The organism is Paraburkholderia sp. AV2 (genome assembly GCF_054968425.1).
Genome location: NZ_JBANLK010000027.1, coordinates 59,434 through 73,443, shown reverse-complemented (window position 1 = coordinate 73,443; position 14,010 = coordinate 59,434). Strand labels below are relative to the sequence as shown.

13 protein-coding genes are annotated in these 14,010 nt (G+C 65.7%); 1 reads left to right on the top strand and 12 read right to left on the bottom strand.

Annotated features, from left to right (window positions below):
* Nucleotides 1-314: 314 nt before the first annotated feature.
* The 7 genes from bamB to ndk all read right to left on the bottom strand — a co-directional run bounded on the left by bamB (nucleotide 315) and on the right by ndk (nucleotide 8,039).
* The gene (bamB, locus tag V8683_RS19140) at nucleotides 315-1,463 is read right to left on the bottom strand and encodes an outer membrane protein assembly factor BamB (protein ID WP_411189899.1); all 1,149 of its coding nucleotides are present in this window, start codon (nucleotides 1,461-1,463) and stop codon (nucleotides 315-317) included.
* Nucleotides 1,464-1,519: 56 nt separating this feature from the next.
* A complete protein-coding gene (locus V8683_RS19135; protein ID WP_411189900.1) occupies nucleotides 1,520-2,149 on the bottom strand; it encodes a tetratricopeptide repeat protein in 630 nt (209 codons plus the stop codon).
* A gap of 25 nt (nucleotides 2,150-2,174) precedes the next feature.
* Complete coding sequence (gene hisS, locus V8683_RS19130; RefSeq protein WP_411189901.1) at nucleotides 2,175-3,512, bottom strand: histidine--tRNA ligase; 1,338 nt, start codon at nucleotides 3,510-3,512, stop codon at nucleotides 2,175-2,177.
* 49 nt (nucleotides 3,513-3,561) lie between these two features.
* A complete protein-coding gene (ispG, locus tag V8683_RS19125; RefSeq protein WP_411189902.1) occupies nucleotides 3,562-4,881 on the bottom strand; it encodes a flavodoxin-dependent (E)-4-hydroxy-3-methylbut-2-enyl-diphosphate synthase in 1,320 nt (439 codons plus the stop codon).
* 102 nt (nucleotides 4,882-4,983) lie between these two features.
* Nucleotides 4,984-6,108 (bottom strand): helix-turn-helix domain-containing protein, encoded by a 1,125-nt coding sequence (locus tag V8683_RS19120; RefSeq protein WP_411189903.1) that lies wholly within the window; start codon nucleotides 6,106-6,108, stop codon nucleotides 4,984-4,986.
* A gap of 207 nt (nucleotides 6,109-6,315) precedes the next feature.
* Nucleotides 6,316-7,470, bottom strand: coding sequence for a dual-specificity RNA methyltransferase RlmN (rlmN, locus tag V8683_RS19115; RefSeq protein ID WP_411189904.1), 1,155 nt, complete (start codon nucleotides 7,468-7,470; stop codon nucleotides 6,316-6,318).
* 143 nt (nucleotides 7,471-7,613) lie between these two features.
* Nucleotides 7,614-8,039 (bottom strand): nucleoside-diphosphate kinase, encoded by a 426-nt coding sequence (gene ndk, locus V8683_RS19110; RefSeq protein WP_411189905.1) that lies wholly within the window; start codon nucleotides 8,037-8,039, stop codon nucleotides 7,614-7,616.
* A 304-nt stretch (nucleotides 8,040-8,343) separates the two neighbouring features.
* Between ndk and V8683_RS19105 the strand changes: the two genes are divergently transcribed.
* A complete protein-coding gene (locus V8683_RS19105; protein ID WP_411189906.1) occupies nucleotides 8,344-9,042 on the top strand; it encodes a Bax inhibitor-1/YccA family protein in 699 nt (232 codons plus the stop codon).
* Nucleotides 9,043-9,153: 111 nt separating this feature from the next.
* Here the strand turns inward: V8683_RS19105 and V8683_RS19100 are convergent, their stop codons facing one another.
* From V8683_RS19100 to V8683_RS19080, 5 genes are all read right to left on the bottom strand, one after another.
* Nucleotides 9,154-9,927, bottom strand: a complete 774-nt coding sequence (locus V8683_RS19100) for an MBL fold metallo-hydrolase (protein WP_411189907.1) — start codon at nucleotides 9,925-9,927, stop codon at nucleotides 9,154-9,156.
* Between the two features lie 7 nt (nucleotides 9,928-9,934).
* Nucleotides 9,935-11,077 carry an outer membrane protein assembly factor BamC gene (gene bamC, locus V8683_RS19095; RefSeq protein WP_411189908.1) on the bottom strand — a complete coding sequence of 381 codons (1,143 nt, stop codon included), beginning with the start codon at nucleotides 11,075-11,077 and terminating at the stop codon, nucleotides 9,935-9,937.
* 117 nt (nucleotides 11,078-11,194) lie between these two features.
* Nucleotides 11,195-12,100, bottom strand: coding sequence for a 4-hydroxy-tetrahydrodipicolinate synthase (gene dapA, locus V8683_RS19090; protein ID WP_411189909.1), 906 nt, complete (start codon nucleotides 12,098-12,100; stop codon nucleotides 11,195-11,197).
* 44 nt (nucleotides 12,101-12,144) lie between these two features.
* Nucleotides 12,145-12,792: a class I SAM-dependent methyltransferase gene (locus V8683_RS19085; protein ID WP_411189910.1), complete on the bottom strand. Its 648-nt coding sequence runs from the start codon at nucleotides 12,790-12,792 to the stop codon at nucleotides 12,145-12,147.
* An 11-nt stretch (nucleotides 12,793-12,803) separates the two neighbouring features.
* Nucleotides 12,804-14,006, bottom strand: a complete 1,203-nt coding sequence (locus V8683_RS19080) for a tryptophan--tRNA ligase (protein WP_411189911.1) — start codon at nucleotides 14,004-14,006, stop codon at nucleotides 12,804-12,806.
* Nucleotides 14,007-14,010 lie beyond the last annotated feature (4 nt).

Genomic DNA, 14,010 nt, shown 5'->3' with positions numbered 1-14,010 from the left:
CCGGCATGCTGCGCAGCAACGCCCTGCGCCAGCAGGGTGGCATCGGTTGCAAATTATCATGAAACAGGCGCGATGCCCGAGCCCGGCGTACGGCCTCGCGTAGGGTCCGCAAGGCAGGACGCGCCGGGCGCTCGCCCGGAAAGCGGTTGGAGCGGGATTCCCGCTCGCGGCTGTTGCGCCGTTAAAACGCACGCGGCCGGCTGGAGCCGGCCCTCTGCGGGCAGCGCACGGCCTTGCCGGCGCGCCCTTATCGTCCATAAGCGCTTCGAAAGTCCGGCGAGCCGCCCACGGACGGCTCGCGCGACGAACGTCGCTTACTGCTGCGGACGCAGACCGTACAGGTCGCCGTCCTTCGTCTGCACGACGAGCGTGTTGCCGGCCAGCACCGGCGCCGCGACGATCGGGCTGCCGTCGGTCTTCACGCGCGAGACGAAGCTGCCGTCATCGAGCGAGAGGAAGTGCACGTAACCCTGATAGTCGCCCATCACGACGGCATGACCCAGCAGCACCGGCACGCTCAGGTCGCGGTTCTTGAGCTTGTCGGAGCTCCATGCCTGCGCGCCCGTCGCAACGCTATAGGCGTGCACGACCGACCAGTCGTCCGCGCCGACTACGGCGACATCGTCCTGGGCGATACCGCTCACGCTCGAGAACGGCTTCTCCCACAGCGCGCGGCCCGAGTTCGCATCGAAGCAGCCGAGCTGGCCCTGGAACGTGACCGCGCAGGTCGTCGCGCCGATCAGCGTGGGCGGACCGCTCACGTCATTGATACGCTCGACCTCGGTCACACCCTTCGGGTAGGACACCGGCGTTTCCCAGAACGCGTCGCCCGTCTGCAGGTTGATCGCCGCAAACGCGCCACCCGGGAAACCCGCGAGCACGGCCTGATCGCCCGCGAAGGTCATGCCGGCCGAGACGCGCAGATTGAGCGGCACCGCCCGATTGCGGTACGCCCACTTCTGCTCGGCCGTCTGGGCGTTGAAGGCAATGATCTGACCGTCGATCGTACGCACGATCACGAGACCGTTGCCGACGAGCGGCGGCGAAATGATCTCGCCCGGCGCGGTCGCCTGCCACAGCAGCTTGCCGTTGTTGTCGAGGACATCGACCTGGCCCTTCAGGCCGCCCACGGCCGTCAGGTTGCCGTCGCTGCCCACGCCCGCCGAAAGGTCGTCCTTGAGCTTGACCTTCCAGATTTCCTTGCCGGTCTGCGCGTCGAACTTCGCGACCGAGCCGTTCGCGCCCGCCGCATAAACGGCGTCGCCCACGGCGACCGGCGAGAACAGGTAGCGGCCGGCCTTGCCGACGCTCGCCTTCCATACCTGCTGGACGTTGAGCACCGGCTTGAACTCGGTGAGCGGCACCGGATCGCGGCGCTCGTCCTTGCTCGACGAGCAGGCCGCGAGTGCAAGGACAGTCATCGCGCAGGCGACGGGCACAACGTATCGTTTCAGCAGATTCATCGGTTAGCGAAGCATGAATGGGTGGAATTAGTGGGAGTTCGCCGGGCGTTTACGCGTCAGCCGCCCAGCGCGTCCAGCTTGAACTGGATGAGCTGGCGCTCGGACGCATCGCTCTTCGGGAGACTGTCGAGCGCGAGCTGGTAGGCCGCGCGCGCGTCGTCGCGCTTGCCGGCGGCAGCCAGCAGGTCGCCGCGGCCATCCGCGACGATGCCCTTGAACGGGCCCGAATCGGGTTGCGGAATCAGCGCGAGGCCCTGGTCGTAAGCCTTCTCGTCAAGCAGAAGCGAGGCGAGGCGCAGCTTTGCGATCTGGCGGAATTCGTCGTCCTTCGCATGGTCGGCGGCCCATTGCAACTGCGCCTTCGCGCCCGCTTCGTCGCCCGCCATGTAGAGCGCCTTCGCGACGCCCAGCGCCGTCATCTGCGCGTAGGCCGTGCCGCCGAAGCGGTCTTCCATGTCGGACGCGATACGCGCGAGCAGCGCCTTGTCGCTGCCGCTCTCGGCCTGCTGCACCTGGTCGTACAGCACGGCGGCTTCGGCGGCCTGATGGCGTTGCCAGTAATTCCAGCCGTTCCACCCCGCGAGGGCGAGCAAGGCAATCAGAACGATCCAGGTGGAGGCATTACCCCACTGCGCCCACCATGCCTTGAAGCTCTCGATCGATTCCTGTTCGTCGTGGTAACTCATCGCGAAGCGATTCCTTGTTCTTTGTTCAGTCGTCGCCGTCTTCGGCGGATGCAACCATCGCATTGATCAGATATTCGGTCAAGTCCTCGACCGGCACGGTCTGCTGCTCGTTGCGCGCCTCGGCGGCCACGCCGCGCAGGGGTTTCACGCCCACCACGCCCTGCGCCACTTCGTCCTCGCCGAGCACCACGGCGAACGCGGCGCCGCTCGCGTCGGCCCGCTTCATCTGCGACTTGAAGCTCGCGGTCTGGCCGTCGGCGCTGCAGTGCAGGATCACATCAAGGCCGGTGTCGCGCAGACGCTCGGCCACGATGAAGGCCTGCTCGCGCGCGGCCTCGCCCTGGTGGACAACGTAGACGTCGCAACCTTCGTCCTCGGGCACGAGATCCTCTTCCTTCAACAGCTCGAGAATGCGCTCGATGCCCATCGCCCAGCCGCACGCCGCCGTCGGCTTGCCGCCCAGTTGCTCGATCAGCGGATCGTAGCGGCCGCCCGCGGCGACCGTGCCCTGTGCGCCAAGCTTGTCGGTCACCCATTCGAATACGGTCAGATTGTAGTAATCGAGACCGCGCACGAGACGCGGATTGATCTTGAACGGAATGTTGTTCGACTTGAGGATGCGCTGCAGCCCCTCGAAATGCGCGCGCGACTCCGCACCAAGGAAGTCGATCAGCTTCGGTGCGTTGTTCGCGATCTCCTGCAGCGCAGGATTCTTCGTGTCGAGCACACGCAGCGGGTTCGTGTAGAGGCGGCGCTTGCCGTCCTCGTCGAGTGCGTCGACGTGCTGTTCGAGGTACTTGATCAGTTCCACGCGATGCGCGGCGCGCTCTTCGGCCACGCCGAGCGTGTTGATCTCGAGCTTGATGCCGGTGAGGCCGAGGTCGTCCCACAGGCGCTGGCACATCAGGATGATTTCAGCGTCCGCATCGGGGCCCGCGAAGCCGAGCGCCTCCACACCCACCTGATGAAACTGGCGATAGCGGCCGCGCTGCGGACGCTCGTGGCGGAACATCGGACCGACGTACCACAGGCGCTTCGGACCGTCGTAGAGCAGGTTGTGCTCGATCGACGCGCGCACCGCAGCGGCCGTGCCTTCCGGGCGCAGCGTGAGGTTTTCGCCGTTGAGCGCGTCGGTGAAGCTATACATCTCTTTTTCGACGATGTCCGTCACTTCGCCGATACCGCGCGTGAAGAGCTGCGTGTGCTCAACGATCGGCGTGCGGATGTTCTGGTATCCGTACGAACGAAGCATCGACTTCACCGTGGTTTCAAAGAAGTCCCACAGCCCTGCGTCCTGCGGCAGGATATCGTTCATGCCCTTTACGCCGATGAGCTTTTCGGGCTTTCTTTTCTGTTCAGTCATCTGGTTGCGATAGACGGTGTTCGGTTGTGCGTACGGTGCTGCGCGTCGCTCAGGCCGTAGCTTCGGCCTTGCCGTATTTGCGCGCGACGTAGTCGCTCACGATCTGCTGGAATTCTTCGGCGATATGTTCACCGCGCAGCGTCTTGACCTTCTCGCCGTCGATAAAAACGGGAGCGGCCGGGTTTTCGCCCGAGCCCGGCAGGCTGATGCCGATGTTCGCGTGCTTCGATTCGCCGGGGCCGTTCACGATGCAGCCCATCACGGCCACGTTCATCGTCTCGACGCCGGGGAACTCGTCGCGCCACAGCGGCATCTGCGCGCGCAGATAGTTCTGGATCTGCGAAGCGAGTTCCTGGAACAGCGTGCTAGTGGTGCGGCCGCAGCCCGGGCACGCGATGACCATCGGCGTGAACGAGCGCAGGCCCATGGTCTGCAGGATTTCCTGGCCGACCACGACTTCGCCCGTGCGCGGCGCGCCCGGCTCCGGGGTGAGCGAGATGCGGATCGTGTCGCCGATGCCTTGCTGCAGCAGCACGGACAGCGCCGCCGTCGAAGCGACGATGCCCTTCGAGCCCATGCCCGCCTCGGTCAGGCCGAGGTGCAGCGCAAAGTCGCAGCGCTTCGCGAGTTCCTGATAAACGGCGATCAGGTCCTGCACGCCGCTCACCTTGCACGACAGGATGATCTTGTCGCGACCGAGGCCCAGTTCGACGGCGCGCTCGGCCGAGCCGATGGCCGACTGGATCAGCGCCTCGTACATCACGCTCTGCGCTTCCCACGGCTCGCTGCGCGCGCCGTTCTCGTCCATCATCCTCGCGAGGAGATCCTGGTCGAGGCTGCCCCAGTTCACGCCGATCCGCACGGGCTTGTCGTACTTCGCAGCCGCTTCGATCATCTGCGCGAACTGTGTGTCGCGCTTCGCGCCTTGCCCGACGTTGCCCGGGTTGATGCGGTACTTCGAGAGCGACTCGGCGCAGCCCGGATAATCGCGCAGCAGCAGATGGCCGTTGTAATGAAAGTCGCCGACGAGCGGCACGGTCACGCCCATGCGGTCGAGCTGCTCGCGGATCGCCGGAACCGCCGCCGCCGCTTCAGGCGTGTTCACGGTGATGCGGACGAGCTCGGAACCGGCCTGGGCAAGTTCCTTGATCTGGATGGCGGTACCGATCGCGTCGGCGGTGTCGGTGTTCGTCATCGACTGCACGCGCACGGGCGCGTCGCCGCCGATCGTCACGAGATTGCCGCCCCAGCGCACATGCACGCCGTGCGATTTGCGACGCGGCGCGTGGCCGCCGAGGACCGGCTCAGTCGAACAGATCTGGCTGATGCGGGACGAAGATTGCTGGTCGGTTTGCATCGAAAAACCCATTTACGCCTCGCGCACCGCGAAAGGCCTGCGCCTCATACGCCACGCGAATTGAAAAAGCGCCGCGGCCGGCAGGTTCCGGCCGCGACACGTGCCATGTCTTGATCAGGGCAGCACGAAGCGCGCCACGTTGCCGCGCGCCGACGCGTACTTCGACGCGTCCACCGGCTGACCGTCGAGGGTCATCGACTCGATGCCGGCCTTGTTGCCCACCGTAATCTTAAGCGGTTCGATACCCGTGATCTCGCGCGCGTCGCTGCCGTGGATCAAGCCGGAAAACACTTCCTTGCCGTCCTTCTGGCGCACGTTGACCCAGGTGTCCTGCGTCACGCGGATCGCGAACGTCGAGGTGTCGGCGCCCGTCGCGTCCGTCGACGAGGCGGACTGCGCAGCCGCCGCAGTCGTCGCTACCGCCGGCGTGCTTGCCGCCGGTTGCGCCGCGGCCGGCACGCTGGCCGGCGCTGCTACCGGTACGCTCGCCGGCGCGCTCTGCACGGCCGGCGGCGCGACATCCGACGGCGCATTCGTCTCGGTACCCGACGCGATGGCGTCGCTCGCTGCCTCATCGGCCGGCGCCGCCGACTGATCGCCCTGCGGCGCCGACGCTCCTTGAGCCCCCGCGGTCTGACCCTCGGTAACCGTGGCGGACGCCGCACTGGGCTGAGCGGCCGCGCCGTTGGCCATCGCCTTCAGGCGCGCAAACCAGGCCGACGACTCACCGCTGTTCGTGTGCCACATGGCTAGCGCGATCACCGCGACGATCACCGCCGCTACACCCCACAGCCACGAGCGGCGGCGCGGCGCTCCGCTGCCGCCCAGCGTGAGCGAGACGCGGCCGCCGCGCGGCAAATCCGCGCCGGCCGAAGCCGGCATCGACAGATCGGGCTGCGGCACGCCGCGCTCCTGGCGCAACGCCTGCGAAAACGGCGCGGGATCGGCGCCGAGCATCCTCGCGTAGCTGCGCACCACGCCAAGCGCGAAGGTGGTGTCGGGCAACTGGGAGAGGTCGCCCGCCTCGAGCGCGCGCAGCTTGTTCACCGCCACCTTGAGGCGCGCCGAAACGTCCTCGACCGACCACCCCTTCGCCTCGCGCAGTTGCGCGAGGCGCGCACCCGCCGCAGCCAGCGTATCGGGCACCGGCGGCACCGGCGGCACCGGCGACGGCGCGTCACCAGGCGCCGGACGACCTGCGTTGGTGTCTGTACCGAAAGGGTGCTGCGGCTCGCTCATCCCTAAATCCTTGCGTCGATTCTTTTCTATCCTGGAACCGGCCGGGTCGGCGCCTGTTCTGGCGCCCCGCCCCGATTCGCAGACCGTTTATAACAAAATGCGCGGCGTCTGTGCCGCTTCCGATCGCTTCTGCAACTTACGTTTCAATACAGCCGATGACGACGCGTCCCCCGTGCATTCGTCCCGGCTCTCCCGCTGCCGGTGCATTCAGTGCTGCACCGGTCTCACTTCTATGACTTTGCGCGCCGTACGCTCGGCGAGGCGCGTGCGGTCCTTCACCTCGCCTGCGAGCTGCCCGCAGGCCGCATCGATGTCGTCGCCGCGCGTCTTGCGCACGGTCGTCACGACGCCCGCATCCATCAGGATCTGCGCGAAACGCTTGATCGCCTCCGGTTTCGAGCGCAGCAAGCCCGATTCGGGGAATGGATTGAACGGGATCAAATTGAACTTGCACGGAACGTCACGCGTCACGGCGAGCAACTCGCGTGCGTGCTTTTCCGTGTCGTTCACGCCGTCGAGCATGCAGTACTCGAACGTGATGAAGTCGCGCGGCGCGACTTCCAGATAACGCTGGCAGGCCGCCATCAGCTCGCGCAGCGGGTACTTGCGGTTGAGCGGCACGAGCTCGTCGCGCAGCGCGTCGTTCGGCGCGTGCAGCGAAACGGCCAGCGCCACGGGCAATTCGGCGCCCAGCCGGTCCATCATCGGCACGACGCCCGAGGTCGAGAGCGTGACGCGTCGGCGCGACAGGCCGTAGGCGTTGTCGTCGAGCATCAGGCGCATCGCGGGCACGACCGCATCATAGTTCAGCAGCGGCTCGCCCATGCCCATCATCACGACGTTCGTGATGACGCGCTCGCCCTTGCCCTCGCCGCCGGTCGCCCGGCCGCCTTCGGCGCCAGGGAGCGAGGCGCGCAGCGCGAACTCCGCCATGCGCAACTGGCCGATGATCTCGGCGGTGGAGAGATTGCGCGAGAATCCTTGCTTGCCGGTGGAACAGAACCGGCAGTTGACCGCGCACCCCGCCTGCGAGGACACGCACAGCGTGCCGCGCGTCTCTTCGGGGATGAACACGGTTTCTACGGCGTTGCCGTTGCCCATGTCGACGAGCCACTTGCGCGTGCCGTCGGCCGAAACGTGATCGCTAACGATGCCGGGCATGCCGATGGTGGCACGCCCCTTGAGCTTTTCGCGCAGCGATTTCGCCAGATCCGTCATGCCGTCGAAATCGGCGGCGTTGTACTGATGGATCCAGCGTTGCAACTGCCTGGCGCGAAACGGCTTCTCGCCGAGGCTCTCGCAGTATGCGACGAGCCCCTCGGCGTCGAGATCGAGAAGGTTGACGGTGGAACTGCTCGTCATATCAATCCTGCCTTCAGTGCGAGCGCGCGTTCGCCGGCCCGCGATGCCGCTTCCAAGGCCCTTGCGGGCCTTCGGAACGACCACCGTGGACCGGGATGAACGCCATTACCGCTCGCGACCTGGATGCTGCTGACGTCGCTCGCTTAGCGCGAGTAGACGTTGACTTGCGGGAAGAAGAACGCAACTTCCACGGCAGCCGTTTCCGGAGCGTCGGAGCCATGCACGGCGTTCGCGTCGATGCTGTCGGCGAAGTCGGCGCGGATCGTGCCCTTCTCGGCCTTTTTCGGGTCGGTCGCGCCCATCAGCTCGCGATTCTTCAGGATAGCGCTCTCGCCTTCCAGAGCCTGCACCATCACGGGGCCGGAGATCATGAAGTCGACGAGGTCCTTGAAGAACGGGCGTGCAGCGTGGACAGCATAGAACTTCTCGGCGTCGGCGCGCGAGAGGTGGACCATGCGGGCGGCAATGATCTTCAGGCCAGCGTTTTCGAAGCGGCTGTAGATCTGGCCGATCACGTTCTTTGCCACTGCGTCCGGCTTGATAATCGACAGGGTGCGTTCGATCGCCATAAAAACTCCAGAAAATTAAGAGGTTACAAATCCAAACGAATCGTCAATTGTAGCATGTTCCCATGTATGATTGCGATTGGACCCTCATTGGCCGGCAAGCCTGGCCGAACGGATATGAGGCCGGGCGCAAAACCGCCCCGCCAGCCTTTCAGCAAGGCTTAAGAATGACGGCTTACGCTTCGTAACCATACCGAAGACGCGTGGCATCCTGTTGAAACTCCGGGCTGCCGCGCTTATCTTACGAAAGAGCGGACCGCGCACCTGCCGCGCGCCGCGAACCACGCGTTTCACGCAAGGAGAAAGCATGAACGAGTACCCCTACAACTTCGGCCGCGGCGGCACTGTCATCCCGGCCGAGGCCCGCAACCGCGTACTGCGCAACACCTACTGGCTGCTCGCGCTCTCGATGGTGCCGACGGTGCTCGGCGCGTGGGTGGGTGTCGCCACCGGCTTCTCGCTGTTCGCGGCCACGAGCCCGGCAATGAGCCTGCTTGCGTTCTTCGCGATCGCATTCGGCTTCATGTTCGCCATCGAGCGCACCAAGAACAGTTCGGTCGGCGTGTTCGTGCTGCTCGGCTTCACGTTCTTCATGGGCCTGATGCTCTCGCGCCTGCTGTCGTTCATCCTCGGCTTCTCGAACGGCCCATCGCTCATCATGCTCGCCTTCGGCGGCACCGGCGTCATTTTCACGGCGATGGCCACGATCGCCACGGTCAGCAAGCGCGACTTTTCGGGCCTCGGCAAGTGGCTGTTCATGGGCGTGATCGTGATCCTGCTCGCCGGCGTGGCGAACATGTTCCTGCACTTGCCCGCGCTCATGCTCACGGTCTCGGTGCTGGCCATCGTGATCTTCTCGGCCTACATGCTGTTCGACGTGCAGCGCGTCGTGAACGGCGGCGAGACCAACTACATCTCGGCCACGCTCGCGATCTATCTGGACCTCTACAACGTCTTCGTGAACTTGCTCGCGCTGCTCGGCATCTTCGGCGGCAACCGCAACTAAGAGGGTCAAAACTCTGAGTCAAGCCTGCTGCGGCGGGCACAAAAAAGCCCATGACTTTCGTGTCATGGGCTTTTTTTTGTCTGTTGCCGGAGATCCCGGATCACCGGCGGATCAAAGCACGACCCAATCGAATCCCTCATCCTGCGACGCGACACCGATTTCCGTCAGCGCGTTGCCCAGCACGCCGGCCATTGCCACGCGCGCCAGTTCCGGCGTGTTGTTCTGCTGGCTCAGGTGCGCCGCGATCAGGTGCCGCAGCTTCGAACGGTCGAGCGCCGCGAGAATCCCCGCCGCCGCCTCGTTGTTCAGATGGCCGTGCGAGCCGCCGATGCGGGCCTTCAGCGAAGGCGGATACCGGCTCGCCGCAAGCATCGCGAGGTCATGGTTGCATTCCAGCACGAGCGCGTCGCAGCCGCCGAGCACCGCGTTAATGTGCGGCGTCGATTCGCCGACGTCGGTGAGCACACCAAGACGGCTCGCTCCGTCGCTGAAAACGAACTGGAGCGGCTCGCGCGCGTCGTGCGGAACGGTATAGGGCAGTACGCCGAGCGCCCCGATTTCGACCGTCTCGTCGCCCCACAGCACATTCAGCTCGGCGCCTGCGTCGTCGGCGCCCACGGCGCGCGCCGTGCCCCAGCTCGTGTAGAGGGGGATCGACCAGCGGCGCGCCAGCGTGAGCGCGCTGCCGATATGATCGCTGTGTTCGTGAGTGATGAGGATGGCGTCGAGGCAGCCGGCTTCGAGACCGGCGCGAGCGAGGCGCCGCTCGACTTCCTTCGCCGAGAATCCGCAGTCCAGCAGCACACGCGTCGGACGCGCGCCACTGCCTGCTTCCACGACCAGTGCGTTACCCTCGCTGCCGCTACCGAGGCTCGCGAAACGCACGGTGGCGTCAGTTGAGCTGCGAGTGCAGCGCGGTCACGATGCGCTGCGCGTCCGACGACGTGTCGATCTGGCCGTTCTGGTCCACCACCGCCACCTGCGTCTGCGCATCGCCCTTCGGACGCACGGCGACCATGTATTCCGCGCCCTGATTCTTCGCGGCCGTCTTCGGGTTGTAGAACAGCTTGCCGAACAGGCCGTCGCCCTTCAGCTCCTGCATCGAATCCGCGTAGCGAACGTAGTAGATGCCCTTCTCGCGGTCGCGGTTGTCGACCGTGAAGTTGGTTCGGTCGAGCGCAAGGCCCACGCGCAGCCAGGCACGATCGAACGATTCCGGCAGATTGAGCGTGGTGCCGTCAGCCGTATGGTCGATCTGGGCGACGGCGCCCGACGGGCGCGCGTCAGTCAGCAACTGCTTCGATTGAGCGTCGGTCAGGCCGAACTTCTGCATGACCTTCGCGAGGAATTCCGCTTCGAGGGCCGGATCGCGCGGACGCTCGACCCACTTCGAGGTCGTCTTGTCCTGCCCCGTCAGCACTTCTTCCAGCGCGCTTTGCGTGATCGAGATATCGGTCCGGCCGTCCGCGCCGCGCGTCACGAGCGTGCTGAAGCGGTCGCGCGTGCCCGACGAGTAAGCGAAGTCGATCACGCGGCCAATCGTGCGGCGGAACCAGTCGTCCGGAATATTGGCGCGATTCTCCGCCCAGTCGGTCACCATGATGCCCGTGTCCGGCGAGTCGGTGGACAGCGTAAAGCCGTTGTCCTGCCAGAAGCTCTGCAGGATCGGCCAGAGGTCGTCGGGCGTGCGGCCGTCGACCACGAGCCAACGGCGGTCGCCGTCGCGCTCGACGTGCATGCCGAACGGATCCTGCGCGCTCGGGCTGCCGATCGTCGTATTGCCCGCGGCCGTCACCGAACCCTTGGGTGCGCCGCCCAGCGCCAGCGAGGCCGGCGGAGCAACGAACTGCTGGCCGTTCGGCGCCGCCGAAAGATCCTGCGGCACGGCCAGCGGCGGCGCGCTCGCCGTGTCCTTGTAGTTGACCTTATCCGACGCGAACATGTCGTTCAGCGACTCGCAGCCTGCGAGCGGCCCAATGGCCAGCGCCAGCACCGCCAGGCGGGTTGCGTTGAGGGAGAGAGCAGAACGTTTCATGGGGACCTTCGTGATACGGGAACGCAAAGCCGGGATCGGTGGTGGATTCGGGCGGGAGCGGCGTCGGTTGGAAAAAATCGGGTGCTTGATGGCGGACCGGAATGAATCAGGGACCGGTCAGCCAATCAGGCCGGCTTCGCGCATCGCCGTACGCACCACGTCGTGGTAGCGCTCGTCGAGCGGCGTGAGCGGCAGGCGAATGCCGCCTTCCATGCGGCCGAGTTCCTGCAATGCCCACTTCACCGGAATCGGGTTCGATTCGATGAACAGATTCTTGTGCAGCGACAGCAACTTCAGATGAATCGCGCGCGCGGTCTTCGCGTCGCCTTCGATCGCGGCGCGGCACAGTTCGCTCATCTGGCGCGGCGCGACGTTTGCCGTCACCGAAATATTGCCGTGGCCGCCCAGCAGCATCAGCGCGATCGCGGTGGGATCGTCGCCGCTGAAAATCCGGAAGCCCGCCGGCGCGTGCTTGATCAGGTGCGCGGCGCGGTCGAGATTGCCCGTCGCTTCCTTCACGCCGACGATGCCCGGCACCTGCGCGAGGCGCAAGATGGTCTCGTTCGACATGTCCGCAACGGTGCGACCCGGCACGTTGTACAGGACGGCCGGCAGGTCGACCGCCTCCGCGATTTTCGCGAAGTGGCGGTACATGCCTTCCTGGGTCGGCTTGTTGTAATAGGGCACGACCTGAAGCGACGCCTGCGCGCCGACTTCCTTCGCATGCTTCGTGAGCTCGATCGCTTCGGCGGTGGAATTGCCGCCCGCGCCGGCGATGATCGGCATGCGGCCTGCGGCGTGCTCGACCGCCGTCCTGACCATCAGGATATGCTCTTCGACGTTCAGGGTGGCAGACTCGCCGCTCGTACCGACGACGACGAGCGCATCTGTCCCCTCGTCCACATGCCAGTCGATCAGTTTGCAGAATGCCGGCAGGTCGAGACTGCCGTCTTCGTGCATGGGGGTGACGATCGCGGGAATGCTGCCGCGCAGCGTGATGCCGTCCTGAATGCCGTTAGCCATGAAACGTCAAAGAAATGAGTACGTTAAACCGCGATTGTAGCGGATTAACCGGTCAGATCGTAACGCGGTACGGGTAGTACCTGAGTCGCAGCTCCATTACCGTCCTTTTCGGACGTGCCGGACGCCGGCTGTCGGAGTTCGTCGCGCGCCGCACAGATCCGCTGGACAAACGCCTGACGCGGCTGTGGGAGAAATCCGTCCTGATAGGCGATCACCCGGAGCGTGGGTGTGCAGACCGCGAGCAACTCGCCCGGGGTCAGCAGAAACGCAGGATTGGACGGTTTGCCGACCGTCTCGTTGCCTTGCGCGAAGGTTTCGTAGATCAGCAGGCCGCCCGGCGCCAGTGCGTCGATCAGACGCGGCATCAGCGGCCGATGCAGGTAGTTCGTCACGACGACGGCCGCAAAGCGCCGCCCGGGCGCGAGCGGCCAAGGCGCGCCTTCGAGGTCGCATTCGAGCGTTTCGATGCCCGCCACGCCCTGCATCGTCGCAAGCGCGGCTGCGTCCCGGTCGAGCGCCGTCACAGGGTGGCCGCGCTCCGCCAAGAACCGCGCATGGCGTCCGGCCCCCGAAGCCACGTCGAGCACCGCGCCGCCCGGCGCGACGAGATGCGCCCAGCGGCGCACCCAGCGCGACGGCTCGCCGAGCGCGCCGTGGGACACTCCGGCGCCTGCTGTGGGCAGCGTGCTCACCGCAGCCGTCCTCAGTTGTACGACAGGCCCATGACCTCGCGCACGTCGCGCATGGTCTCGTTCGCGAATTTGCGAGCCTTGTCGCAGCCGTCCGCGACGATCGCGCGCAGCAGCGACGGGTCGTCCATGTACTTCTGCGCGCGCTCGAGCATCGGCTGCTGCTCGCGCAGAATGCCCTCGATCACCGGCTGCTTGCAGTCGAGACAACCGATACCGGCCGAGCGGCAGCCCTTCTGCACCCAGTCGTGCGTCGTTTCGTCGGTGTAGACCTGGTGTAGCTGCCAGACCGGGCATTTGTCCGGGTCGCCCGGATCGGTGCGGCGCACGCGCGCCGGGTCGGTCGGCATCGTGCGGACCTTCTTTTCGATGGTCTGCGCATCTTCGCGCAGGCCGATCATGTTGCCGTACGACTTCGACATCTTCTGGCCGTCGAGACCCGGCATGCGGGAAGCTTCGGTGAGCAACACCTGGGGCTCCGGCAGGATGATCTTGCGCGCGCCTTCGAGATAGCCGAACAGCCGCTCGCGATCGTTCATCGACAGGCTCTGCGACTCCGAAAGCATCGCGCGCGCCTGCTCGAGCGCCTCTTCGTTGCCTTCCTGTTGATACGCGTTGCGCAGTTCGTGATAGAGCTTCGAGCGCTTGCCGCCCAGCTTCTTCGCGGCCTCGTTGGCCTTCTCCTCGAAGCCCGGCTCGCGGCCGTACATGTAGTTGAAGCGGCGCGCCATTTCGCGCGCCATTTCGACGTGCGGCACCTGGTCCTCGCCCACCGGCACGAGCGAAGCGCGGTATAGCAGGATGTCGGCGGCCATCAGCACCGGGTAGCCGAGGAAGCCGTAGGTGCCGAGGTCCTTGTCGCGCAGCTTCTCGATCTGCTCCTTGTAGGTGGGCACGCGTTCGAGCCAGCTCAGCGGCGTGCTCATGCCCAGCAGAAGCGCGAGCTCCGCGTGCTCGGGCACGCGGCTCTGGATGAAGAGCGTGGCCTGGTTCGGATCGATGCCGGACGCGAGCCAGTCGATCAGCACCTCCCAGACGTTCTTTTCGATGACCTCGGGCGTCTCGTAGTGCGTGGTGAGCGCATGCCAGTCGACCACGCAGAAGAAGCACGGGTACTCCGACTGGAGCCGCACCCAGTTTTTCAGCACGCCGTGGTAGTGGCCGAGGTGCAGCGACCCGGTGGGCCGCATGCCGGAGAAGATACGGTCTGGGAACATGATG